Here is a 25,386-nt window from a genome sequence, read left to right as displayed (position 1 = left end):
ACGCTTCATAAAATTTGTGGTTCATTGATGTATTTTAGGGAACTCTATCTAAAGTAACTTTACCTTGTGATTTTACAAGGAAAACGCACCGTATATAATTACGGAATAGTCCGTATTTTTCTACGGATTATTTGTGAGACATTGTATATAGTGGGTTCTGCAAAGAATTGAATTTACTTACTTTTCTTCCTGAATCGCTTTAAAAACTCGCGCCTATTCTTCACACCGGTCTTTTTAAAGATATTGGATGCGTGTTTTGATACCGTACTTTCAGCAATGAACAAATCTTTGGCTATATTTTTATAGCTCAAATTACTCAGAATTGACAAGGCGACCTCGATTTCCCTTCGTGTCAAATCTTCATAAATGATTTTGCGCTCTACCGATTCATCCCGTTGTTTTTTCTTTAAGGCGAATACCTCATACATTCGATTATTGTTTTCTATAAAGTACAAATACCTATCTGCTTCAATAGCGGTTATCGCAAAAAAAGCCAAGTTCATTACGGTAAAAGTTATCCATTGGTAATCGCCTATTACCGTACAAATGGGTAATAAGGCTATGCTTGCCACACTAACCATCGACAACTTATTTCGCCTTAGTATAAAGGCATTTGGATTGCTGGGATTCGAGATTCTACGGTAGAAAATGAATAAAAAAATAAAGGCTAAAATCGATATCGGAATGGTAAAAAGAAAACGTGCCGATTTCAGCGAATCTGTTAGAAAATAGGGAATCAAGAATAAAACTATAAAACTGACACTTGCCAGTATTGCAAGATTTCTAATGGACGAGTTAAACTTCAACACAACAATATCATACTCTTTATACAGGTAGTAAACAATGTAAACACAAAGCGTAATGGCAACACCGTAAGTAATTATATATTGAAGTATAAAAGGTCCGGGAAAATCTTCTACGGGTAGAAACCCACCAGTGGCATTATAGGCAATAAATAAAAAGCCAAGATAGAGAAACCGTCTTAGGCTACTGCGAGTTTTTTTTCTCGAAAAATAAAGGGTAAGCAATACAATGACCGTATCTATTAAAAGATAGAAGAACGTTGTCCAATGTATTGATGTCCCAAACATTTATATTCCTACTCATTGCGCTCAAATTTGTTGGTTTCTAAATTTTTTGAAACATTGTTCCAAAGAAAAATTTGTCCGTTCATAGCAATATAAACATCCGGTTTTAGAAGCTGTAGCGAGCTGATTGCATATCCTAAATTAAATGGTGCATCCGTGTTCTCAGATGAACCTAAAATGAAAGACCCAACCAGAACAATGGTTTTTTTCAGATTGAGTCTTCCTATATATTTTGCGGTATCTTCCATCGTGAAAGTACCGTGTGTTATTAAAATTTTAGTTGCATTAGATTCGGCAATCTTGCTAACTAACAGATTTCTATCATTTTCATTTATTGCCCGACTATCTTTTTTAAAGACGCCCTCGATGGTATATTTAAAATCAACATTTGCACCTTTAAAAAAATCCTCGATGGTAACATTGGATTTTGTTATTCCGTTGTCATCAACATAATCTAAACCCTCTATGGTGCCACCTGTTGTGAATATATGTATCATAATAGGTCTTCGTTTGGACCTATAAATATAGTGGTAATAATTTATACTCAACTCTTGTTGAACTTGTTAAGTCACAGTTTGTTTAAGAATCTTTCCACTTCATCTTCTGCAACCGAACCGCATTTAATATAGCCAAAAGCGCCACACCCACATCGGCAAACACTGCTTCCCACATTGTAGCTAATCCACCTGCACCAAGGATAAGCACAATTACTTTCACCCCAAATGCCAAGCCAATATTTTGCCAAACGATGCTTCGGGTAGAACGCCCAATTTTAATTGCCCTGGCAATTTTGCTTGGTTGGTCGGTTTGGATGATAACATCTGCCGTCTCAATGGCAACATCACTACCCAAACCACCCATTGCGATACCCACACCACTTGCTGCCAATACAGGCGCATCGTTGATACCATCGCCTATGAATGCCACTTTCGTTTCAGGTTGTTTTTTGAGTTCTTCGACCTCGTTTAACTTATCTTCCGGCAATAAACCACCTTTTGCCCAATCTATGTTCAGTTCTTTTGCTACTTGCTGGGTAATGGAATCCTTATCGCCCGAAAGCATTATGATTTTTGAAATACCAGCCTCACGTATTTGCTTAATGGCTTGGTGGGCATCTTCCTTCAGCTCATCGGCAATGGTCACATAGCCTGCAAACTTTCCATCAATGGCAACCATTACTATGGATTCTACAATGCTATCGGTTTCAGAGGGTACTTCTATACTATTCGAGGTCATCAGTGCTTTGTTGCCGACAAAAACGGTTCTTCCATTGACCGTTCCTTTTAAGCCCTTTCCGGCGACTTCGGAAACTTCGGTTGCTTCCAAATCAGCACCGTCAGCTTTGTATTCCAGAATTGCTTTTGCAATGGGATGGGTGGATTGTTCTTCCATAGCCATCAGGTATTGCATAAATTCCGCTTCTGCGAAAGCGGATTTATTGACCACTTCCTTAATCTTAAAGACCCCTTTGGTAACAGTTCCCGTTTTATCCATTACCACGGTATTAACTTTGGTCATTGCATCCAAAAAGGATGCGCCCTTGAACAAAATACCGTTGCGGGATGCTGCACCCAATCCGCCGAAATATCCTAATGGAATTGATATAACCAAAGCACAGGGACAGGAAATAACCAAGAAAATCAACGCACGATAAAGCCAATCCCTAAATACATAATCGTCCACAAAAAAGTAAGGCAAAAACGTTAAACCGATAGCAAGAAATACCACGATAGGTGTGTAAATCCGTGCAAACTTTCTGATGAACAATTCAGTCTTTGATTTGCGGGCAGTAGCATTTTCCACCATATCCAGAATACGGGCAATGGAACTGTCCTTAAATTCTTTGGTGGTTTCAACTTCGATGACACCATCGAGATTGATGCTTCCCGCAAAAACCTTTTCGCCTTTCGCAATGGTATCTGGCTTGCTTTCGCCTGTTAAAGCAGCTGTGTTGAACGACCCTTTCTCTGAAAGTAGAATACCATCAAGTGGTACTTTTTCACCCACCCGAACCTGAATTTTCTCGCCAATCTCGACGGTTTCAGGATTGACAGAGACAAAATCATTATCACGATAGACCAATGCTTCGTTAGGGCGCACGTCGAGTAGTGCTTTAATGTTTCTTTTGGCTCGGTTTACAGCTGCGTTTTGAAACAGCTCGCCCACAGCATAAAAGAGCATTACGGCCACACCTTCGGGATATTCGCCTATGGCAAATGCCCCCAAAGTGGCAATGGACATTAAGAAAAATTCCGTGAAGAAGTCGCCTTTTAAAATACTGTTCCATCCTTCCCGTATAACAGGAAATCCTACAGGAATATAAGCTACTGTATACCAGACAACGCGAATCCAACCTTTAAAAAAGGGAAAGGCATCAAAATAATCAATGGCAATGCCGACTATCAGCATCACAAAGCTGAAAATGGCAGGCAAATAAGTTCTGAAGTTGGACAATTCTTCCGGACTGCTGTGATTGTGTCCGTCATCGTGGCTGTGCTCGCCTTTATGTTCTTTAGGGTCTATGTCGCGTAAATTTACTTTTTTCTTTTTCATCTATTCTGCTATCCAAATTTTTGCTTGTTCTTTATCTTTTAAATCGAAGTATTTTACTTCCGAGCTTGTGAAGAAATCGGTGGCTTTCGCAGCCCATTCTTGCCATTTCTTTTCGCCGACAAACGCCATTTTTCCATAGTCATCGATATGTGCGGCATCTGTTTTTATGTCTTCCCAAAAACCTTTTAGAGTATAGCCTTCAAAATCTTCCATTTCAAAATAAAAGTCCACTTTGTGACCCTTGTCGATGATTCTATGGATTTGTTTGTGAATGGTCTTTAAATTTTCTTCGTTCAATTTGCCCGAAAGCTTTGCGGCAATAAGGTTTTCTTTTTTTGTTTCTATAAATTGTATCATAACTTGTTATTTTTCAGCGTTCAAAGTACAGGTTTAAACCGTGCAACGGAAGTGCATTTATTGCCCACTACACTTTTCGCAAATTCCTTTTATGACCAAGTTTGCATCCTCAGCCACATACCCATCGGGTAGATTAACCTGCGGAATCTTATGTTCTGTGAGACATACGGTTTCATCGCAGTTGTTGCAATGAAAATGCAGGTGTAAATCCTGTTCAATCTCACAATTGCACCCAGGTTCACAAAGCGCATATTTTGAAATATTAGTGCCATCGTCTATTTGGTGCACGATTCCTTTTTCTTCAAAAGTTTTTAAGGTTCGATAGAGTGTAGTTCTGTCCGCTTTCGCGAAAGCGTTCTCAATGTCCGTTAATGCAACTGCAATTTCTTTCTCGGCCATATACTTATAAATCAAAATGCGCATTGCCGTAGGACGCACACTTTTGTTTTCCAATGTTTTTTCTATTTCTTTCATTATTTAGTAAATAGGTATTAGTGACTATGTTCCGCTTCGCCTTTTTTCATTTCAGCCATTAAATAGTAAGCATTATTAAAAGCGTATTTTGCATTCGATTTTTGTTCTGTTAGAAAATCAATGGGAAACCAATCCCCATCTTGAGCCCCTCTAGTGATTTCATTAGGTGTAAAAGACCAGTCATCGCCTTCCTTTTCAACCACAAACACAAAAAATCGGTTGCCATCAGAGGCTATAGCACTTTCGGGTATCGCCAACGTCTTATTATTGTCCGTTTGTATGCGTCCCTGAATGTACATTCCGGGTATCAGGTTGCCTTCTTTGTTCTCAATTTCTGCGTGAACGTGTATTGCTTTCGGGTTCTGCTCAAAAGTCTTGCCTACGGAATAGATTTCAGCGGTCAGTTCCTTCCCAGGAATAGATTGAACATTGAAAGTCACTTTCTGACCTTCCTTGACTTTATAGACATCTTTTTCAAAGACCATCAAATCTGCGTGAACGTGGTGGGTGTCTACGATTTCCATTAGGTCGGTCTGGGGTTCTACATACTGCCCTGTTTTGACTTCTACCTTTTGTACAAATCCTTCGATGGGACTTCGCAGCGCGACACGCTGGTAAATCGTTCCGTTCCTTACGCCTGATGCACTAACGTTTAGTTGTTGCAGTTGGGCTTCAAGACCTTTTGCCATACTTCGGGATGCTTGGTATTCGGCTTCTGCCTTTTGAAAATTAGCACCACTTCCTACCCCTGCATCGTAGAGGGTTTTTTGTCGTTCAAATTTCTTCTTAAGAAATTGACTGTTACTGTATGCATTGAGGTAATCGGTCTGTTTCTGAATGATGTTGGGATGCGAGAGGTAAGCGACTGTTTGCCCTTTATTGACCTTTTCGCCTTCGATAACTTCAATGGAAACCACGTTTGCACCAACCACTGTTGTAATGGATGCTTCATTCTGTGGTGGGACTTCCAGTTGACCGTTCGCTTCCACATACCCGCTCATATTTCTAATTTGTAGGGTATCGATTTGCATTTGCAGGGCGTCGAATTGTTTGGCAGTGAGCATCACTTCTTCAGCTTCGCCTTCTGTGTGGGCTTCTTCCGTTACAGGATTTCCTTCATTGTTTTCAGCTGACTCTGATTTAGAATCACCACAAGAGGTCAACGCTAAGAGCATCGTCAATAATCCTATGATTGTACATTTTGATAGATTTTTCATTATTGTTTAAAATATTTTAGTTCGAAAACTGATTTTAGATAATTGTCGAGTGCGTCCAGCGCATCCATTTCGGTATTTATGGCATCCCGTATGATTTGTGTGAATGCCGCATAGTCCACCGCGCCTTCCTTGTAGGCAAGCAGCGCACCTTTGCGTTGCTCTTCAGCAAGCGGCAAGGCTTTATCTCTATAAAATTGCCAGGATGCTTCCCATTTTTTATAGGATTGTACCGCCTGCTGAAATTCGGATTGCAATTGGCGTTGTGTATAATCAGCATTAGTCCTTGCGATTTCGCTATCGATTTTAGCGGCCTTCGCTTGGCTACGTTCCGTTCCAGAAAATAAAGGAATGGAAATACCAGCTTGATAGCTGTAAAACCCGCTATTGCCGTTCACTCTTTGAAGTCCGCCCTGAAGATTTAACTTAGGAAGCAAGTCCGAACGGGCCGCATCATAATTTGCCTCAGCCTCATCAATTTGTCTTTGCGAAAGCTTCAGTTCGGGATGATTTTCTACTGATGTGGGTATGCCCAATACGGCAACTTCACTTTCATCAAGCGATTTTGGAACCGTATAAAAAACGTCCGAGACCAGCCATAGGTTGAGTTTTTGAAGGGCAATGGCGTAATCGCTTTCGGCCTGTTGCAATTTGTTGCGGATTTGCAATGCCTGATTTGTAGCTGATGAATATTCCAAGCGTGAAATGGCTTCTACCTCATAATTGAGCGCAATGGCTTTTTCAAATTGTGAATAGATAGAATCCAGTTCTTGGTACAATTCAAATTTCTGCCGTTGTTGATAAGCTTGTGACCACGCTTTTTTAACTTCCTGTTCCACTTGAAGTTCAGAAAGGTCAAGAGCTGTTTCGGCCAAAGCGATACGTTGCTTTTGCAGACGCTTTTTCGCACCGATGCCGAATAAGTTGATATTCTGTTGCCCTAAACCAACCAATGTATAAATACCCTGACCATCCGATATTTCCTCGCCACCAGTAAACACTTGGGTGTTTCCAAAATCGTAAGCTGTGCCTTTGAGAGCAGTTTGCCTTTGTATTTCCAACTGTTTCGTTTTCAAGAGCGGATAGTTTTCCTTAGAAATTGCTACCGCTTTTTCCAATGATATTACCGGCAGGGGATTATTCTGCTGCACCTGTTGTGCCTCAACGAAAGAGGAGGAGAACAGCAAGCAGATTACCGCAGTTGCCGTAACAAATTTTGGATTGAATCTCATCTTACGTTCCGAACGTTTCTCGACCCACTGATAAAAAATAGGAAGGATAAAAAGTGTTAAGAGCGTTGAAGTTAGCAATCCACCAATGACCACGGTTGCCAAGGGTCGTTGCACTTCAGCCCCTGCGGATGCTGAAATGGCCATAGGCAGGAAACCAAGGATATCGGTTAAGGCAGTAAGCATAATAGGACGAATTCTACGTTTAGTACCTTCTATAATTCGCTGTCTCAAGTCGGTAACACCTTCTTCCTTCAGTTCGTTCAATCCGCTTATCATTACCAATCCATTCAGTACCGCCACACCAAAGAGCACGATAAAACCGACCCCTGCGGAAATGCTAAATGGCATATCCCTGAGCCATAGCGCGAATACACCGCCTATGGTAGCCATCGGGATGGCTAAATATATCATCAAGGTCTGCGGAAAGGATTTTAAAGCGAAATAAATCAAAATGAAAATTAGCAATAAAGCAATCGGGACAACGGTCTGTAATCTAGTGCTGGCGCGTTCAAGGTTTTCAAAAGCACCACCATAACGAATGTAATATCCAGGGGGTAATTCAAATTGGGTTTCCAATTTATCCTGAATTTCTTCGACTACCGATTTAACATCACGGTCACGGATATTGATACCTACATACGTTCGTCTGTTTGTATTGTCCCTGCTTATTTGCATCGGTCCAGGTTCGTAGCTCACATTCGCAATTTCCCTTAGCGGAATTTGTGAGCCATTGGGCAAATTGATAAATAGGTTTTGGATATCATTAATGCTTTCTCGGTTTTCTTTTTGCAGTCTAACCACCAAGTCAAATCGCTTTTCACCCTCGAATATCACACCTGCCTTACCACCTGCAAAAGCAGCCTGTACCACACTATTGAGCTGGTTGATTTCAAGCCCATATTGTGCCAGTTTATTGCGGTTGTAATCAATGGTTATTTGAGGTAATCCGTCAGTTGCCTCTACTTTCATATCCGCTACACCCGGAACGGTCGCAATGATTTTGCCCATTTCTTCCGCCTTGCTTGCCAGAATGTCCAAATCTTCCCCAAACAGTTTAATGGCAACATCTTCACGTACACCCGTAAGTAGTTCGTTAAAACGCATTTCTATGGGTTGGGTAAATTCATAATTGACACCGGGAACTATGCTTATGGCTTCCTTCATTTTTTCGACCAATTCATCTTTGCTCTCGGCAGATGTCCATTCATCACTTGGTTTTAAAATGACAAATACATCCGCAATGTCCATTGGCATAGGGTCGGTAGGCACATCGGCCACACCAATACGGCTGATGATAGTTTCTACTTCTGGAAATTCCACTTTAACTATTCGCTCTATTTTCGTAGTTGTTTCTATAGTTTCCGAAAGGGAACTTCCGGGTTTTAGAATAGCGTGAAACGCAATATCGCCTTCATCCAGCTGTGGGATGAATTCGCCGCCCATTCTGGTAAAGGCAAAAATGGCAACTGCAAAAAGAGCAATAGCGATACCTATAACCATCTTCCCTTTAGTGAGCGATTTGGTCAATAGCGGTTCATATTTTCTTTCAATCCAATGCACGAATTTATCGCCATACGATTTCTTTTCAGATTTCGGCGGTCTAAGGAATAATGCGGAAATCATTGGAACATAAGTCAAGCAAAGTAACATTGCACCAATCATAGCAAAGATGAAAGTTAAAGCCATAGGCTGAAACATCTTACCTTCAACACCTTCGAGCGCCAGAATAGGAAGGAAAACAATAAGAATGATTAGCTGACCAAAGAAGGCGGCATTCATCATTTTTTTAGATGACTTCGCCGCAATTTTATCCCGCGTTTCCGAATCCACGGCCTTCTTTTTGACTACATAAGAGTACATCAAGAAAACGGTGCTTTCCACAATGATGACCGCACCATCTACGATAATACCGAAGTCAATCGCACCCAAACTCATCAGGTTCGCCCACACGTCAAAAGCGTTCATCAGTATGAACGCGAACAGTAGCGATAGGGGGATAGTAGATGCAACGATAAGACCACCGCGCCAATTCCCTAAGAGTAAAACCAAAACAAAGATTACGATTAAGCCACCTTCCAATAGGTTTCCGGTTACTGTTCCCGTAGTTTCCGCAATTAGTTCACTACGGTCGAGGAAAGGTTTGATGCTAACCCCATCCGGAAGGGATTGCTGAATTTGTTCCATCCGTTGCGTCACGTTTTCGATGACTTCGTTGGAATTTGCGCCTTTCAGCATCAAAATCATTCCACCCACAGCTTCGCCCTTGCCATCTTTGGTCAGCGCACCGTAACGTACGGCACTTCCTATACTCACGTTCCCTACATCTTTGATTTTTATAGGAATACCGTTGACCGTTTTTACGACCATATTTTCGATATCCGAAACGGTTCTGGCAAGACCTTCACCACGTATAAAATTAGCTTGATGATTTCGCTCGATATAGGCACCGCCCGTATTCTGATTATTATTTTCCAAAGCTGAAAACACTTCAGATATTGTAATTCCGATGGCACGAAGTTCGTCAGGGTCAACCGCTACTTCGTATTGTTTTTTATTTCCGCCAAAAGCATTCACTTCCACAACGCCAGTAACCATTGCCATTTGTCTGCGAACTATCCAATCCTGAATGGTTCGTAGTTCTGTTGCTGTGTATTCACCTTGGTGTTCTTCATCGACTTCAAGGGTATATTGGTAGATTTCGCCCAGTCCCGTTGAAATGGGCCCCATAGACGGTTCGCCAAAACCCATCGGGATTTGTTCCTGTACCTCTGTCAGTTTTTCTGCAACAAGTTGTCTGGGTAAATATGTTCCTACATCATCGTCGAAGACAATAGTTACAACAGAAAGACCAAAGCGGGAAACCGAACGGATTTCCTTGACATTGGGCAGGTTACTCATAGCCACCTCGACAGGATAGGTTACAAATTGCTCGATATCCTCTGTCCCCAAATTGGGCGATTGTGTAATGACCTGTACCTGATTATTGGTAATATCTGGCACGGCATCAATAGGAACTTGGGTCATACTGTAAATGCCGGCACCAATTAATGCAAGCGTGAGCAGACCAATAATAAATTTGTTATTGATTGAAAAATCAATGATTTTATTAATCATAGATAAGGGTGTTAATTCAGTTTAAATTCTCTTTGGGCGCATTGCAGAAATGCAACGTACCATATTGACATATCCAAAATTTAGACACGTCAAAACAGGATATAGCTATCCTATGAAAACTGAATTATACCTGTGGGGGCTGTAAAAGGGAAAGGGGAATATCTTTGCCGAGATTATCAAAATGGACAAAAAATTCGTGTGGAATTGTAGGCTGTAACGGTTCAAAAGCAACAAGCCCAAAATTTATGGTGTGAACGTGGCAGCAATGACATTGGCAGAAAGGCGAGCATAACTCGCAATCTTGGTCGTGTTCGCCATCAAAGTCGATTACCGTAACTTGGGAATCACTTTCGTTATTCGCCGAGTCGCTGCAAGGCACAGCATTAAGTGCCAAGAAGTAAAAGGATAATATGATTGCTAAAAATTTCACATTACAAAGATAACAGAATTTTAATGCAATCGTGTTGCAAAGAATTTTGATTATGTGTAAAGACCAGGAATATATGTTTTAGGTGTCAAAAAAGGAATGGTCAAACTCGCCTGAACAGTTTGATTGAAAACATAATTTTTAAAATCAGTAATTTCAAAAAAATCATTGCGGGTCGGTTCAGAATTTAAGGCATAAACTAAACCAAATGGCGGATAGGTAATCTCGCCAAGAATGTGAAATCCTTTTTCCGTTCTTGCCATTCCCCAACCATTTCTTACTTGCTTTGTAGCAGTATGATAGACAAAAACCCTTATATTTTCTGGAAGTGCCTGGGAATCTTTATCCAATAGAAATTTTGATAGCCCTTCTAAATTTAGAAGTTGGTCACTTGTATCAATCGACATAAACATAGACAAGACTTGCTTTAGTATGTTGAGAGGTTGAATGGCGTATTCAAAAGTTATAACCTTTGATGCCCAAACTCGATTTGTCAGGGCCATCATTCCCATATATGCAAACTTCTTATAGCTTTCGCCGTAGTAACTGCCCGTTAAGTTGTTGCAAGATTTGCAAAGATAATAGTCGCCAGCACCCTGATTACTACGAATACGCTTTCCATACAAGGGACTATTCTTGTCGTGAAGATGTACTGATTTCTGAAAAAATACGGGGTAAGTGTTGAACGCACTCTGAGGCGGAACGTGCTCGAACGTTAGTTTGCCAAATTTACCGCATATTCTGCAAGTGCCTTTTTTTTCCAAATTATATTAATTCTTTTGGGCTCTTCGTTAGATTTGTTCCTTATGAGATATCCGAGCCCATTCTCTTAGATATTTGAAAGGAAATGGAATTACTGTTAAATCACCGTATCTCACAAAATCCACATTCATTAAGGGTAACATCTCATCAAAAAAAATAGGCGCGTCTGAAAATCCTGATATCTCACGAATTTTCGATGCACGACCAATTTTTGTTCGCATCCCATCACCTATGGTTCCAACATAATAGAACAACTTGCCGTTTTCAGAATATGAGTGAATATCAAGATTACTGTCCATTAAATCATATTTTGTCTTATCTCGCATATAGGATTTGACTACGATACCTGTTTTTTCGAAAACGTGTTTTGATAGTTTTTTCTTTACCGAACGATGGTCAATTATCTTTAAAAGGTTTGATTTTGAAATGAATTCTTCGTCCCAATTATTAAAAATTGTCTGGTAATGTTTTTTATGCTTTTCTTCAATATCAGTGTCTGAAAGCCATCGCTTTACATCAGATATTTTGAAGTTTTCGTTTTTATTTTCGGCTTTGAGTTGACCATAAATTTCTTTGAAATTTGGAATTGTGTACAAGCCCGTCCTTTTAATAACGTTGATGTGTCCTAAATGATTTTTAACAACACCTTCAACAGTTGAATCTTCTTCAAAAATTGAAATTAAGTCATCAAATTCAGACTGGTTGAATAATGTTTGTTCTTTAACTTCAAACTGCATCTTTCCAGATGGTGTTATTTTTAGAAATATGAACTGCTCATAATCTTTGATGCCGAACACAAAATCATTGGTAAAATTGTATTGAGGCCAATCTATAATAGAGACTTGCTTTTTCACTATATCATTCTTAATTAACAGCTCTTTTAAAACTGCCTTTACAGCACTCGTATTATTATATTTAAAATCTTCTATCGTGAGGTGTTGTGTATTTATTAGTGATGAATCGTACTTATCTTGTATTCCGTTCTTGTCGTAGTAGTGCTTGTTGTGCACCAAGCGAATATTCAAGGCCTGCTTTTTATGATTACCAGAGATTGTTGTTTTAGTTGTGGGTAAAACTGTCTTTAATGTATCCTGAAAAACTTCAATATAATCTTCTGCCGTTTCGCCTACTGCATTTATGATATGTACGGTTTTTTTGGTCTGTGATATTATGGAATTGATATCCTGTTGGTTTTGGTCAGCAGTTCTAAAGGTATTTTTGACAGACGCTTCCTTGAAGGCTAATTGTAAACACACATTTAGTTTATCTTCAACTTTTTCAAGGGTTTCGGCCATAAAACCCATTTTACTTTCCTGAAAGGAATCCAATTCATTAAAATCCAAGAATGGAATGACTGTCTTCTTTCTGGGCTCTTGCTTGATTATAAAAACATCTTTGGCATCAAAGTTCTCACCATCTATAATTCTGCGCATTGATTTGGTGGCGTGCGAGTAGGTATATTTAGCGTATTTATGCAAAGACTTTCTGGAAAAATCAAGTTTTGTTTTTAATAAAAGGCTTGTAAAAGTTGTAATGCGCAATTCTAAGTTCAAATCACTATGAACTTTAAATTCAATCGCAGGAATTTTAGTTATCAGTCTATCATCTTTAAACTTTCTACGCTCAAAAAGCGATTCATTATAAAGAAATAATTTACCCGTTAAATTGTTGAACCGAAGGCGATGGTTCTCTGGCGAGCTCAAAGAATTTATTAGTAATTGAACTAATAGATGTATTGGGATCTGCTGGATTTCTCTGTTTTTTAATACCGAAAAGGTCAAGACCTCTGCACCTTCAATTTTATCAATTTCGGCTCTAAGATTGATTTTTTCTAATTCCGCTTTCGTAAATAGCGTGTAAAGAGAACGGCCATTTTCAAAAACCACACTTTTGGCCTTAATATTTTGTGAGAAGGCGTCTATAAATTGTGCCCCAAATGGAATATAATTTTCGGACGTGGTAAACCGAACAATACTGAACTCGTTGTCAATATTGTGATAGTTTAGCTTTGGATTTACAATGTTAATCTTTACTTTTTCCATAGACTTCTAAAATTTTCTTGATAGCTTGAGTGTTGTAACTTTTGTTCTCTTCGTCATATAAATTTCCTATTTCTACAATCTTACCATCTATCCTGGTAATGGTTCTGTAATTATTTACGGCAAGCACGTTTACGATTAGCGCTTTTGACCCGTTTACTTTAGTTAATTTGCTTAATATTTTATCTTGAATTTTTGTAGCATCAAACTCGGTGTATTCCTGCCAATGCTTAAAATCTACATAGATATCTGTTTCTTTAATCCTGAAATCAAACAATTCAAAGTGTTCTTTTGGAATTTCTTCAAGCGGAATATGTAGTTCGTTCTCAAAGATGAAACGTCCGGCTTCCTCACCCAAAGCGCCTTTGTATATATTATGAAATAAGACAGGGCTCAATATAAAAGATCCATTGTTGAATTGTGTAGCGTATTGCTTTCCTTCAAAATGTTGTTTTAAACCTGGGATGGATAGCATAGACTGTAATCGCGCTGATGTTTCGGAAACCTTTGCTGGCAATTTGTTATTGAAATCAATTGTGATGGATTGAAAATCGTTTTCTTCTTCATAACTGTAACTGTTACCCATTGATGGTAATTCTACATAGACATCCAGAACTCTAATCAAGTTTTTTGAACATTCCTTGGTCATTGTTGGATAGATGAGACAGAGTTCTCTCAACTGCTGCCATTCCTTAATATCTTTATCACGCCATTCCCAATCTCTGCGGATAAAACGCAATATTCTGGATAGGGTTTTTCTATTGGCCATTATGGCTTTATTCACAAAAACTTCGTCAGATTCTATTTCCTTTGTATGCTTTCGACAAGAAGAGACCAAGGCTTTAAATTCTTTAAGAACTACATTGTTTTCAATATCAAAGGATGCAATATGATTTTGTAGTTCATCATCAGCCAAGATGTAGATATTCTTTGCTTTTAGGTTTGTGCGGCAAATCCGCCCAATAGCTTGGATTATAAATTTTGAATAATGCTGTTTTATATTGTAGTCATCGTAAAGTGAAGCCTTACTACGTTTGGGAATCCCGTTAGAATTAAGTGATGCCATCAAGTTTTCAAATCCTCTGGTAACCTCACTTTTTAGCGTTGCCATTGAAATTCTACCAGCTTCCAGTAAAAATTCCAACTGAAATAGATACCTGATAAAGCCTTCTTCATCAAGTTGCTTATTTATAAGCTGAATAAGGTGCGTGGGTTTATCCAGATAAATAGCGTTGATGTCGGTTTTATCAAGATTATATTTTGGAAGTTCACTACTGCGCACATCAACAAGTTCTGTGATGTCGGGCGAAACATACTGAAGGTTTTGACCAGCACCTACTGTTTGGTACATTGATATTAAAAATAGCTTTTGACCACGATGCAATCGATCTGTAAAATCTTCTTTTTTCAAATCGAAATCTGCACTATTAATAATTCTGTACGAATTTTTAACGCTGTACACCAATTCATCGCTGTCATCATCTTTCTGAGTGAAGATCTCTTGGGTATTGTATTTTTCAATAAGAATTTCAAAAATCTCTTCGAGTGTAGAAATACGTAGTTTATCATCCCATTTTTTAGGCTCTTTGTTCAACAAACAAAGCATTGCCTTGATATCCTGATATAAGAGGAACTTATCAAATGCCTGAGCAATTCGCAGGTATCTATTTTGAATAAATGGGTTTGGATTATCTATTTTACCTATAATATGACGCACCAATTCTTTGTCTTCAATCAATTTTAAAAAACCTTCTGCTACTTCGGCTTCGGTACTGTAATTTTTTATCCAGATAGGATGTATGGTTACGTCCTTGTAATTTTCGTTCTGTTTTTCAATAAAACTTTTAAGATGTTCTTTTTCATCACTATTGAGTTCAAAGAAGGAAGAGCCCAATTGTTTCTTTAAATAACTTATGTCATAATTACCTGTTACGGTTTCAATATTGGCAGTGGCAGAAATACCTATAACTTTAGCCCTTTCAGCAAGTTTTAACAAAAACTTCTCTGGGGTACTATTAAAATCATAGATAAATGTTTTGGTAATTGTTTCGTGCTGCTCATCGTCAATAAAGTCGAAGTATCTAAAGCCGTTTTCATATACACTAAAATCATAACGTATTTGCGGTTTGTTTTTGTCAGATTGATTTGCATTTTCTCTTTCAGAAAGAATGCTGTCCATAATAAATGCTTTGTACTTGCCTTCCAGCCTAAATTCTTCAAGTACGGTGCTTAACGCTAAATCATAAGCATATTCAGATTCTTGTGATGTGGATGCGATACGGCGCTCATTAATGGTTTCTTGGTAATTTTGTGCCAAACTCTTTACCGCACCCTGAAAATACCTAACATAGCCCTTTATTTGATTGAGCAATGTTATGATGTTTAATGAGTTATCTACAGGTTTCTCATTAGTAAACTGCAATAGGTTCATTCGCTTTCCATAATCAGTATCAATTTCAATGTATTTATAATTGTTGCGGTAGACCGCGTGGTATTGAAAGTCGTGAAACAATAGGTTGCGTTCTCTTGAAACATTGGGTGCCATTGTTGTCTTGAAACTATACATTACATTGTATTTCTCTACAATTTCAGCAGCCATCGACTTTAGAACATTTTCAATGTCTTTTAAATCTTTGTAGTTGTAGCCATTATCAATTTGCTGTTGTCTATTTTTTGAATGTACCAAAAAATCTACAGGAAGTGTATTGTTTGAAAGTGCCCAATAGATTTCATTGAACAAATGAATGTAATCTATACGCTGGCGTTTTCCTTTATCAATAATGTTAGATAGTATGCTATCTTTCGTAGCGTCAATTTCGTCTATAAAAATGATGGCATCTTTAGTAATATCGTGGTTAATAAAGTGGTAAGAAGGTTCTACAAGGGTGCTGTTTTGAGCATAAAATTTACTTATGCTCAAAAAGAAAATCTTACGTACAGAAGAAAAAACCGATGGATACAATGTGCCAACCCACTTTAAATTGGGCTCAGTTTTTATGGCCTTTAAACGTTCTTTTTTATTCGGATAATTTTCTTTTAAATACAGCTCTATTCTTCTTCTAAATTCAGGCTCATATTTGTTTCTAAGTTCATTTTCAGCAGCACTTAAAACATCCTTGAATTTGTTTGAAGATTTTAAATTGTTGACCAAGCGCACTTGATTCCGTAGGCTTCTAAAGGCCTGTAGTTTACCGAAATATTCAGGAATATTATCTTTGATTTCGTCAAAATTTTTCAATACGAAACCCATATTAGAGTCAAGAAAAAGGACGTGTTTATTAAAATCGTCGACTTTGTTGTTTTTCGCAAAATGGTCGTTCCTTAAATCATCTAGAGGAAGGTTTTTCTTCAAGTTAGTAATGAAGAAAATTTTGCGCCCTTCTTTACAATGTGTCTTATAATTTTCAAAAATCCATTTTAAAACGTTATACGTTTTACCTGAACCGGTAGGTGGGTCAAACAAAAGCAAACCGTTTTCTGCATTGCAATGGTTTTTTAAAATTTCGATCATAGATTTATAGGTGTTTATTCTTTGAATTCACGGCATAAAAAAGGCTTCCTACGAAGCCAGGATTATTACCAGAAAAAAGTTTTACTTTATTTGAATTCGTTTAACAATTATAATAAATTTTGAATGTATTTGACCATAAAAAGTGGCAAAAGGATTAACATATCTTAAGGCCAGACAGTTTTTTAATATGCTTTGCTCTAATTTACCCTATAATTGATATTGACCATTATATGGAAAATCTTTGTGTTTTTTCCGTGATTAGACGAACCTACTTTAATGGCGGATGATTTATAACCAAATTTATTTGTTAACTCTTTCAATTTCGATTTTTTTAGACCGAAACCTGACGGATAGCATAAATTTGGTAAGACATCTTCTTTGTACTTTTTCCAGTTAGAATCAAAGTTTTTGTACTGTCTCTTATCATAAACCAACATTATGAAATTTGTACGATTATGATGATAATTAAAAACCTTTGTGATGTGACTTTGAGCCTTTCGTTTGTCTGTCCAGATAAATGCTTCGCAAACGATTAGTGGTTCGCCATTACCATCAAAGATAATTATATCTCTTTCGCCTGGATTGTATTTTTTCTGATTACCAGAAAAACCACCTCGTGCTTGGTCTTTGACCTGCCAACCCCATTGAGCTACTCTAGCATCAAGAGCAAGTTGAACTAAATCATTATATTTATCTTCGTGTCCAACCTCTCTAATCGCATTCATTTTATCTAGCATTTTGCTACTGGCAAGTGTAACTTCTTTGGCAATAAAACTTCCCAAACTGTTTTCTGTATTTAATCTATCAGGAAATATTTGAATTAGTGTTTTAGGCTGGGATGCAAAAATTTCATTAAAATTATTTTGAAGTAACTTTATATCGGTTTCGTCATCAAGCTTGCTCTTAAGCTTTCTGATGAATTTTGGGACTCTTCCAGCAGAGTCTTTGTGGTAATTAGTGGCTTTAAATAATATTTTCTTTGCATCTTCCCGTAGTTGATTCTTCAATAACATTCCTATTTTCAATTCTACCATATCCTCTTTCATTTGGTATGGAAAAGGAATGGATAAGTAAAGTTTGTCGAATTCAGTTTTATCGTTTATATGATAGTAAGCGGTAAGTTTATTGGTCCAAACGCTATCTTTAACATTGTCTAAATAGGTTTCTGGCAAACACGGTTCCATTTGTTCCCATTCATCAAGAGCTTCTTCAAATAGTGTATTAGATTCTGTTTTTGATGCCCAATTTACTTTAGCTGCTAAACGATTTAAAGCAATGGATGAATGTTGAGGAAACTGATGGTGTAAACTATCAAATATTTGATATGCAGATTCAGGATTTGTACTGAAACGGATTAGGCCACGATAGAACTGTTTGTAGTTTTCAATTCCAAATTCTTTATGAATCTTATAAGATTTATGCTCGGGTGTTTTTATGGCATCGAGGGCTTTTTCATCTTTGCCATTATAAGCAACCATTAAATCAACGAGGTATGCTACTTTTTCAAAATCTTTTTTGCCGTGAGAAGTTACATTTTTTTTCCAGTAGTCGAGAGCTTCTTTTGTTTGTTTTAGTAGCTTTCGTTGATATGTGAGCTTTGTAATCAGCAATTCCATTTCTGGATTAAACCTACGGGATTTTATGAACTCAGTAATTTTTGATTTCTTAATTTTTTTGATTAATACTTTCTTTAAGCCCTCGGCAGTAATCCAATCCACAATAATTAAAAGACGTATCAAATCACTCGTTTTAGTTAGAGCTTTTAGAATCCCTTTTTTATCTGTAAACCAATTTATGCTATTGGCTATTTGCGGTATTAATTCATTTTTGTTTGAGCTATTATAACTTCTTTCAAAAAACTCATCAAGAATATCAATCTTGTTCTTATTGTGCTGAACAGCATTTTCTTTTAGAATATCTACTATTTCGGCTTCTAGCTTTTTCTTGATGTTAGTAGTTTCTTTTTGTAGCCTGATAAGATTTGAATTTCGGCTATTTATGAAGTCTAGGGTGGATAACAGTATAAATAAATGTGAACGCAGACGCTTTACGGAATATTTGTTCAGGTCATCATAAATGTCTTCATCTGAGTTAAAAGCAATCGTTGGGCTTAATAATTTTGAAAATGTGTTGCTTCGTTGCAATAGAATAAATGGGAAAATCCAATCAATATTATCTAAATGCTCGTTATCTAGATACCAAGAAGGTATATCTGTTTTTGTACTAAGATTAGGGTAAACTGTTTTAGTAATTGAAGTTTTCTCGATTGCAGACCGGTAGGTGTCAAAGTAAACCTTTTCAATTTCTTTCTCTATGTTAGCCTCAAGCTTTTCCTTTTTTAACTGACAGTTTATTGTAATTTTTGATAACCAACTTAAGTAATCAAGCTTATGCAATGGTAGGTGCCAACTACCGTTTGATAGTTCTCTTGCAGGCAAATAGGAATGGACACGTTCTAAAAGTAATGATAGGTGTTTTGAAATAACTGACGGACTGGCTTTTTTGGGGAAACTATTTATATCTACAGAATAATTCTCGATAGTGTTCAATAAGATGTTTTCCCTATCTTTTTTATCGGCGACGGTCTGTTCATAAATCTCGATAGTTCTTGAATTTCGTACCAGTATAAATTTATCCCTATTAATTTCCTTGAATAATTGAAAAACTACGTTCGCAAAATTATCCCTATCATAATTATGGGAAGAAGTGATTTCGTCAAAAATCAGCTGAATTGCGATTTTCAACATTTTTGTTCTTACTTGCGATACAGTTTCATCAGGCAAAACCTCAATCGAAGCATTATCAAGCAATCTGAATGTCAATGTTTCAAAATTTTCTTCAATAAGTAAAAAAGGCAATCGAGTGAGGCCTCTGTGTTTTAAAAAATAGGCGGATTCCCATAGTAAGTAAGGTTTTGTAAGACCTTCTGACAATAATATTTTTGTAAGTGGATAATGAGAATATTTAAAGTTATCTGCTTTGTTGTGTTTAGGATATTCATTATCTAATATAAGTAGTTCATCAACTAAATAGGATATGTCTGCTCTACAATCCTGCATAAAAAAGAGGTTACCATTATAGTTATCGGAAACACTGAGCATTTTGTCATAGAGGTCATACAAGTCTTCCGTTAGTATTAAATCATCACTCTTATTTATATAATCACTATTCCAATAATTTCGAGAGGAAATATTATCCTCTAAAAACACCTTGTTAAATTCTTGGTCAATAGATAGCAGGTCTGGTTGGTTTAAAACCATTGTCAATGCAGATTCTCGGAATCGCTCTTTCGCGTCCTCAGAAAGATGCAGGGCAATGTCGTGTCTATGGTCATCAAATTTAGAATAGGATAGAAATTTTGAAACTCTTAGGGTGTCATTTTCGAAAGAATTGTCATCTAGAAGTCTTTGCCAAATAGTGGCTTTGATTTTGCCAGCTAAATCAAAGATGTAATTTGGGTTTCCTGAGCGGATAGAGATATTATAGACCTCGGATTTTTCTTCTAAAACTTTGTCATCTAATAACTCTTCAATATCAGGTGTTTTGGGAAAGAGTGACTTGTGTCTTTTATATATCTTATCAAAGCTGACTTTGGTTACACCTATACTTGCTTCATACTTTTTCTGCTTGTACTTTAGGACTTCATTGATGAACTTGAAAGTTGTCCAATAATCAAGTAGCTTGGTATAATAGTCAACACTACTAACTTTAAAAGCAGAGCCATCTTTGTTCTCTTTTATGAAGTGTGCTTCGAAAAGCCAATCGCTGTTTAGACTAAGTTTTTGTATAGATTCATAAGACTTAATAATTTTTTTAAGTTCTTTTGATGAAGTTTCATCAATTCCTAAATCAGCTTTTAAATGCTTTATAAAAAGTAATTCGTTGTACCTATCTTTTTTCTTTTCATAATCTCTGGCAGTTTGCCTTATTATATCAGGGATGTAAATATTTCCAAAGATATTACGAAGCCAAAATTTTGAAAGCAACTCTTCTATGTCAATCGTTTCTTTATTTTGTGCCTCGTAATTGGTTGTAAAATCCTTTAGTTCTTTATCGGAAACATCAGGTCCCGAGTAATCACTTGCTAATAGAATATTTGCAAAAAACAGAGATGCGTTCCAGAGTTTTTCGGCATCTTCAGTTTTGTTGTTCTTGTGAATATATTGAGGCTTTTTGTAGTGTTTAAGTAATACATTGAGATTCTTAACTTTTTCGTTTACTTGATGTCTCATTAACAATTATTTTTTTATTCAAGTCTATAAAGATATTACTATTGTAGAATGAACGAGTGAGTATATCCGAAAATTAGAAAATAGCCAATTAATTAACTATACTGAGTTTTCTGTTTCGCACAGTTTAATTCTTTGTGGTTTTTGGTAAAAAATGAACATAAAAATCTCGAGTGATTTTTAAATTTTATTACATTGTACTAGTTATAACTCACCAATATGATTAAAGCTGTACAAAGACTAGAGTTTGCTAACGTATTTCCAGAGGAAGAGCCAAAAGAAATTCTCGAATATCTTTCAAATATCTCGCGTGAGACGCTTCTTAAAATTATTGGTTTTAGCACGACCAAAAATCAACCTAATTATAACAGGATTTTTAGTAATGTAGAGAAGCAACACGAAATAAATAAAAGAGTAGCTGATTATGGCAAGGCCTATCAAATACCAGAAAGACCTATTCTTATATCACGAGAAAGCAGTTTAATGCTAAGCGAGATTATCCTTGCTAACAGGGATAGTTTGTTAGAAGGTAATGAAAATGAAGGTATTGATGAAGATGAAATAAACTTGTTCAAAACTTATCTTTTAATAAATCTTCAGGCCAACAAAAAACAAAATCTTGGCGATGCTCAGGATAATATAGACCGTATGGCAGAGATGCTCATTGCAATGTCTTTTTCTTCAGCAGATACAGGCCTTTTTGAAGATAATGACCTTGAGTTTGCTAAACTACTTTATGCCACGGTAATAAAATTTGAATTTTTGCTTGACTTTGTTTCTGAAGACGAAAACCAATATCTGGGCGAAGCATTAGCAAAAGAATTCAATCAAGAAAATCTAGAGCAGCTTAATTATCAAGTAAAATTGTTGGTGGCAACTCTGTTGCGAATGAAACACCTTAATAGCTACATTTTAACACCCGACAGAGAAGACCATATTAATTTCTTGAATACTTTAACAAAGGCAGAAATAGATGTTTCGGATGACTTTACAAACCTCAAAAAATTTCCACTTTATAAAATAGATGAAACACAATTCTCGCTTGTAGACTATTTTTATTTGCTAGATAAATTTTTCAAAAGCGTTAGGTTTATCTTGAAAGATGCTTTTATCGCTCATCACGGTCTAGAGCCAGATGATAGTTCCTTTTTTGCGTTTTACAATAGCGACTTTTCAGAAGAAGTTGTTATGAAGAAAGTCCTCGATGAGATATTCCATTGGAAATATATGGTAAAGCGACAAGAGACGGCCACACGCGATAACGAACCCGACTATTATGTTCGTCACAATAATAAGATTTACCTATTTGAAAACAAGGACATTCTTGTAAGGGCAGATATTAAGAGTTCTTCTGATATTGAGAAGATAAAAAAACTACTGGATAAAAAATTTGTTCACGATGGCGACCGTCACGTTGGTATCGGTCAGTTAATTACCTCGATTCAGCAGATAATTAACAAAACGTTCGCTTATGATGATTATGCCAATCAAAAAAACAACTTATCTATTTATCCAATACTCTTAGTAAGCGATAGGGTTTTTGAAATTCCAGGGATGAACTATCTTCTAAACAAGAGATATAACGAATTAGTGCAAGAACGATTGGGTAATATGTATAATCCTAGTTTAATTAAACCACTAACATTTGTAGATATTGATACTCTTATTTTCTGGGCACCGTATCTTAAAGAAAAGGATAGGAATTTTAGAGATTTACTAGACCGACATCACAAAGCAATGAAAACCCGTGTAGTCATTAATAATCCAAATCTTGAAGAAGGTATTACACAAGCCAAAAAAGGAATGTTCAAACAGCTATCACCCATCAGTTTTAGGTTAGACGAATACCAGTTCTCAATGAATTTACTTGTAGATAAATTTAGGGATGTGCTACCAGAATAATTTTCAAATAAAAAGTTCGTCAAAAATTCACCACACTATCTAAAGCGTCATCTGCATCTTTGTGGATGAAATTTGCTTGATAGCGAATAGTAGTTGTAACGGAAGAATGACGATATAATTTTTGCAGCATTTGAATTGGTATTTTATCCCCAGAAATATTTCCGAAGCTATGCCGAGCAATATGCATACTTATGTTTTTTTGTATTCCGAGGCTTTTTCCTGCAATTTTTAATCGTCTGTTCAAATTGCGGGTAATGGATTGGGTTCTTTTAGACACTTCTTCGGTGTCATTAAGATTTACACCTTTCAACTGAGGGAATACGAGACCATTATAATTTGAGTTTTTCCGGTAATGATTGAAAATCTCGATAGCTTTATCAGGGATTTTGAGAGAAACTAGTTTACTGTTTTTGTTCATCCGGTAGAGTAGGCGCCCATCATTAAAATCTGACCACTTTAATTTTAAGACATCGCCAACGCGTATTCCTGCAAAGTAAAAACTGACAAGCCATACGTGAACGGCTTTCTGTTGAGCTTCAGTTAAACTCTCTGCATTCTCTAACTTTTGTATTTCATCAGTGCTAAATCCTATTTTTTGAGCCTCTGGGATTTTGATTGTCATTTTACCTTTTCCAAATGGATATAATCCTCTATCTGCAATTGATTCAGAAATTGCAAGATTGAATATCGTTCTAATAAGGATTAAATAATTCACGACTGTTCTGGGCGCAAGTTTTTTCTTGTGAAGCAGGAAAGTTTCAAACTTTTTAAGAACTGTTGAATTCAGCTTGTTGAACGGAAGAATATCTTTATCAAGAAATTCCTTGAACTTTTTTATTCGCCCAATTTCAGTGTCATACTGATGATGTTTATTTCTGTTTTTTAAGTTTTGAAGGTGCATTTCAGCTACGGCAAAAAAATCAAGTCCCTTTGTAGCAATAATTTTAGTTTTTATATCCGATACGGTTTGATACTCTGGATTCATTTCAGATTTTAAAACCTTATCGTTGGCTTCTGCAACCTTGGTTGAAATAAAATTATTCAGCATCTTTGAATTAGGGTGCGACTTCCTAACATTGCGGTTTTTCTCGTCCCAAAATTTTTCATCTATATATTGACCTGTATTTAAGTAAGAACTTTTACGGTCTTTAGTTATGCGAATAGCAATAGGAAACCTTCCGGCTTTATTTTTCTTTTTTCTTAAAACCACTCTAATTGTTGCCATAATAATTACTTTTGGATTATAAAGGTAATCATTTTAGGTACAACATAGGTACAACATTTGTTAGTTTTGTTTGATGTTATTTGCTGTTAAGATATATTAAAGCATATATAAAACATTGATTTAAAGTGTTTTTAGGTTAAATTGATATGATAGTATCAAAAACTCATAACCCGAAGGTCACAGGTTCGAGTCCTGTTCCCGCTACTAAGTAGAACTCCCCTTAATCTCTTAAGGGGAGTTTTTTTATGGAATCGTTTGTAGTTTATATTTTATGGTCTGATTCCTACTCCAAGTCATACATTGGTTATACCAGTAATCTTATTTCTCGTTTTCAATCGCATAATTTGTTAAGTAAAAAGGGATGGACCATTAAATATCGTCCTTGGAGAGTTGTTTTTGTTAGAAATTTTGAATTGAAGCGTGAAGCTATGCTATTTGAGAAATTTTTAAAATCTGGTGTTGGGAGAGAGTGGATTGTCAAAAACGTACGTTTTAATTAGTGGTTGGGCTCATATCCGCCGCGGCGGACACAGGTTCGAGTCCTGTTCCCGCTACTAAATAAAACTCCCCTTAATCTCTTAAGGGGAGTTTTTTTATGGAATCGTTTGTAGTTTATATTTTATGGTCTGATTCCTACTCCAAGTCATACATTGGTTATACCAGTAATCTTATTTCTCGTTTTCAATCGCATAATTTGTTAAGTAAAAAGGGATGGACCATTAAATATCGTCCTTGGAGAGTTGTTTTTGTTAGAAATTTTGAATTGAAGCGTGAAGCTATGCTATTTGAGAAATTTTTAAAATCTGGTGTTGGGAGAGAGTGGATTGTCAAAAACGTACGTTTTAATTAGTGGTTGGGCTCATATCCGCCGCGGCGGACACAGGTTCGAGTCCTGTTCCCGCTACTAAATAGAACTCCCCTTAATCTCTTAAGGGGAGTTTTTTTATGGAATCGTTTGTAGTTTATATTTTATGGTCTGATTCCTATTCCAAGTCATACATTGGTTATACCAGTAATCTTATTTCTCGTTTTCAATCGCATAATTTGTTAAGTAAAAAGGGATGGACCATTAAATATCGTCCTTGGAGAGTTGTTTTTGTTAGAAATTTTGAATTGAAGCGTGAAGCTATGCTATTTGAGAAATTTTTAAAATCTGGTGTTGGGAGAGAGTGGATTGTCAAAAACGTACGTTTTAATTAGTGGTTGGGCTCATATCCGCCGCGGCGGACACAGGTTCGAGTCCTGTTCCCGCTACGAAG

Annotated in this window: 17 protein-coding genes; 4 read left to right on the top strand and 13 right to left on the bottom strand. The window is 36.7% G+C overall.

Annotated features, from left to right (window positions below):
• Positions 1-173: 173 nt before the first annotated feature.
• From G5B37_RS06950 to G5B37_RS06900, 12 genes are all read right to left on the bottom strand, one after another.
• The gene (locus tag G5B37_RS06950; protein ID WP_164679330.1) at positions 174-1,091 is read right to left on the bottom strand and encodes a helix-turn-helix domain-containing protein; all 918 of its coding nucleotides are present in this window, start codon (positions 1,089-1,091) and stop codon (positions 174-176) included.
• Between the two features lie 8 nt (positions 1,092-1,099).
• Positions 1,100-1,585 (bottom strand): asparaginase domain-containing protein, encoded by a 486-nt coding sequence (locus tag G5B37_RS06945; protein WP_164679329.1) that lies wholly within the window; start codon positions 1,583-1,585, stop codon positions 1,100-1,102.
• An 82-nt stretch (positions 1,586-1,667) separates the two neighbouring features.
• Positions 1,668-3,641, bottom strand: a complete 1,974-nt coding sequence (locus tag G5B37_RS06940) for a heavy metal translocating P-type ATPase (RefSeq protein ID WP_164679328.1) — start codon at positions 3,639-3,641, stop codon at positions 1,668-1,670.
• Positions 3,642-3,998: a SpoIIAA family protein gene (locus G5B37_RS06935; protein WP_164679327.1), complete on the bottom strand. Its 357-nt coding sequence runs from the start codon at positions 3,996-3,998 to the stop codon at positions 3,642-3,644.
• A 57-nt stretch (positions 3,999-4,055) separates the two neighbouring features.
• The gene (locus G5B37_RS06930; protein WP_126160965.1) at positions 4,056-4,472 is read right to left on the bottom strand and encodes a Fur family transcriptional regulator; all 417 of its coding nucleotides are present in this window, start codon (positions 4,470-4,472) and stop codon (positions 4,056-4,058) included.
• Between the two features lie 17 nt (positions 4,473-4,489).
• Positions 4,490-5,689 carry an efflux RND transporter periplasmic adaptor subunit gene (locus G5B37_RS06925; RefSeq protein WP_164679326.1) on the bottom strand — a complete coding sequence of 400 codons (1,200 nt, stop codon included), beginning with the start codon at positions 5,687-5,689 and terminating at the stop codon, positions 4,490-4,492.
• Positions 5,689-10,032 (bottom strand): CusA/CzcA family heavy metal efflux RND transporter, encoded by a 4,344-nt coding sequence (locus G5B37_RS06920; protein ID WP_164679325.1) that lies wholly within the window; start codon positions 10,030-10,032, stop codon positions 5,689-5,691. The genes G5B37_RS06925 and G5B37_RS06920 overlap by 1 nt, the downstream gene beginning before the upstream one ends.
• Positions 10,033-10,156: 124 nt before the next feature.
• Positions 10,157-10,411: a DUF6660 family protein gene (locus tag G5B37_RS15245; RefSeq protein ID WP_318527373.1), complete on the bottom strand. Its 255-nt coding sequence runs from the start codon at positions 10,409-10,411 to the stop codon at positions 10,157-10,159.
• 101 nt (positions 10,412-10,512) lie between these two features.
• Positions 10,513-11,223: a hypothetical protein gene (locus G5B37_RS06915; RefSeq protein WP_164679324.1), complete on the bottom strand. Its 711-nt coding sequence runs from the start codon at positions 11,221-11,223 to the stop codon at positions 10,513-10,515.
• Between the two features lie 27 nt (positions 11,224-11,250).
• Complete coding sequence (locus G5B37_RS06910) at positions 11,251-13,263, bottom strand: hypothetical protein (protein WP_164679323.1); 2,013 nt, start codon at positions 13,261-13,263, stop codon at positions 11,251-11,253.
• A complete protein-coding gene (locus G5B37_RS06905; RefSeq protein WP_164679322.1) occupies positions 13,244-16,771 on the bottom strand; it encodes a hypothetical protein in 3,528 nt (1,175 codons plus the stop codon). The genes G5B37_RS06910 and G5B37_RS06905 overlap by 20 nt, the downstream gene beginning before the upstream one ends.
• A 197-nt stretch (positions 16,772-16,968) precedes the next feature.
• Entirely contained in the window at positions 16,969-21,003 is a 4,035-nt protein-coding gene (locus tag G5B37_RS06900; protein ID WP_164679321.1) for a hypothetical protein, read from the bottom strand.
• A gap of 216 nt (positions 21,004-21,219) precedes the next feature.
• Between G5B37_RS06900 and G5B37_RS06895 the strand changes: the two genes are divergently transcribed.
• A complete protein-coding gene (locus G5B37_RS06895) occupies positions 21,220-22,902 on the top strand; it encodes a hypothetical protein (protein WP_164679320.1) in 1,683 nt (560 codons plus the stop codon).
• 19 nt (positions 22,903-22,921) lie between these two features.
• Here G5B37_RS06895 and G5B37_RS06890 read toward each other — a convergent pair whose 3' ends face one another.
• Complete coding sequence (locus tag G5B37_RS06890) at positions 22,922-24,127, bottom strand: site-specific integrase (RefSeq protein WP_164679319.1); 1,206 nt, start codon at positions 24,125-24,127, stop codon at positions 22,922-22,924.
• 245 nt (positions 24,128-24,372) lie between these two features.
• On the opposite strand from G5B37_RS06890, the gene G5B37_RS06885 reads away from it, so the two are divergent.
• The 3 genes from G5B37_RS06885 (at position 24,373) to G5B37_RS06875 (ending at position 25,327) form a co-directional block, all read left to right on the top strand.
• Positions 24,373-24,627, top strand: a complete 255-nt coding sequence (locus tag G5B37_RS06885) for a GIY-YIG nuclease family protein (protein ID WP_164679318.1) — start codon at positions 24,373-24,375, stop codon at positions 24,625-24,627.
• A 95-nt stretch (positions 24,628-24,722) separates the two neighbouring features.
• The gene (locus tag G5B37_RS06880) at positions 24,723-24,977 is read left to right on the top strand and encodes a GIY-YIG nuclease family protein (RefSeq protein WP_164679318.1); all 255 of its coding nucleotides are present in this window, start codon (positions 24,723-24,725) and stop codon (positions 24,975-24,977) included.
• Positions 24,978-25,072: 95 nt separating this feature from the next.
• Complete coding sequence (locus tag G5B37_RS06875; RefSeq protein WP_164679318.1) at positions 25,073-25,327, top strand: GIY-YIG nuclease family protein; 255 nt, start codon at positions 25,073-25,075, stop codon at positions 25,325-25,327.
• Positions 25,328-25,386 lie beyond the last annotated feature (59 nt).

It is taken from the genome of Rasiella rasia, from assembly GCF_011044175.1.
GTDB lineage: Bacteria > Bacteroidota > Bacteroidia > Flavobacteriales > Flavobacteriaceae > Marinirhabdus > Marinirhabdus rasia.
This window is presented reverse-complemented; position numbering and strand designations above follow the sequence as displayed.

Coding starts and splice junctions, on each gene's coding strand:
- G5B37_RS06890 (WP_164679319.1), bottom strand. CDS start 24,127: ATGGCAACAATTAGAGTGGTTTTAAGAAAAAAGAAAAATAAAGCCGGA.
- G5B37_RS06935 (WP_164679327.1), bottom strand. CDS start 3,998: ATGATACAATTTATAGAAACAAAAAAAGAAAACCTTATTGCCGCAAAG.
- G5B37_RS06910 (WP_164679323.1), bottom strand. CDS start 13,263: ATGGAAAAAGTAAAGATTAACATTGTAAATCCAAAGCTAAACTATCAC.
- G5B37_RS06905 (WP_164679322.1), bottom strand. CDS start 16,771: ATGATCGAAATTTTAAAAAACCATTGCAATGCAGAAAACGGTTTGCTT.
- G5B37_RS06885 (WP_164679318.1), top strand. CDS start 24,373: ATGGAATCGTTTGTAGTTTATATTTTATGGTCTGATTCCTACTCCAAG.
- G5B37_RS06875 (WP_164679318.1), top strand. CDS start 25,073: ATGGAATCGTTTGTAGTTTATATTTTATGGTCTGATTCCTATTCCAAG.
- G5B37_RS06925 (WP_164679326.1), bottom strand. CDS start 5,689: ATGAAAAATCTATCAAAATGTACAATCATAGGATTATTGACGATGCTC.
- G5B37_RS06880 (WP_164679318.1), top strand. CDS start 24,723: ATGGAATCGTTTGTAGTTTATATTTTATGGTCTGATTCCTACTCCAAG.
- G5B37_RS06930 (WP_126160965.1), bottom strand. CDS start 4,472: ATGAAAGAAATAGAAAAAACATTGGAAAACAAAAGTGTGCGTCCTACG.
- G5B37_RS06895 (WP_164679320.1), top strand. CDS start 21,220: ATGATTAAAGCTGTACAAAGACTAGAGTTTGCTAACGTATTTCCAGAG.
- G5B37_RS06950 (WP_164679330.1), bottom strand. CDS start 1,091: ATGTTTGGGACATCAATACATTGGACAACGTTCTTCTATCTTTTAATA.
- G5B37_RS06900 (WP_164679321.1), bottom strand. CDS start 21,003: ATGAGACATCAAGTAAACGAAAAAGTTAAGAATCTCAATGTATTACTT.
- G5B37_RS06945 (WP_164679329.1), bottom strand. CDS start 1,585: ATGATACATATATTCACAACAGGTGGCACCATAGAGGGTTTAGATTAT.
- G5B37_RS06940 (WP_164679328.1), bottom strand. CDS start 3,641: ATGAAAAAGAAAAAAGTAAATTTACGCGACATAGACCCTAAAGAACAT.
- G5B37_RS06920 (WP_164679325.1), bottom strand. CDS start 10,032: ATGATTAATAAAATCATTGATTTTTCAATCAATAACAAATTTATTATT.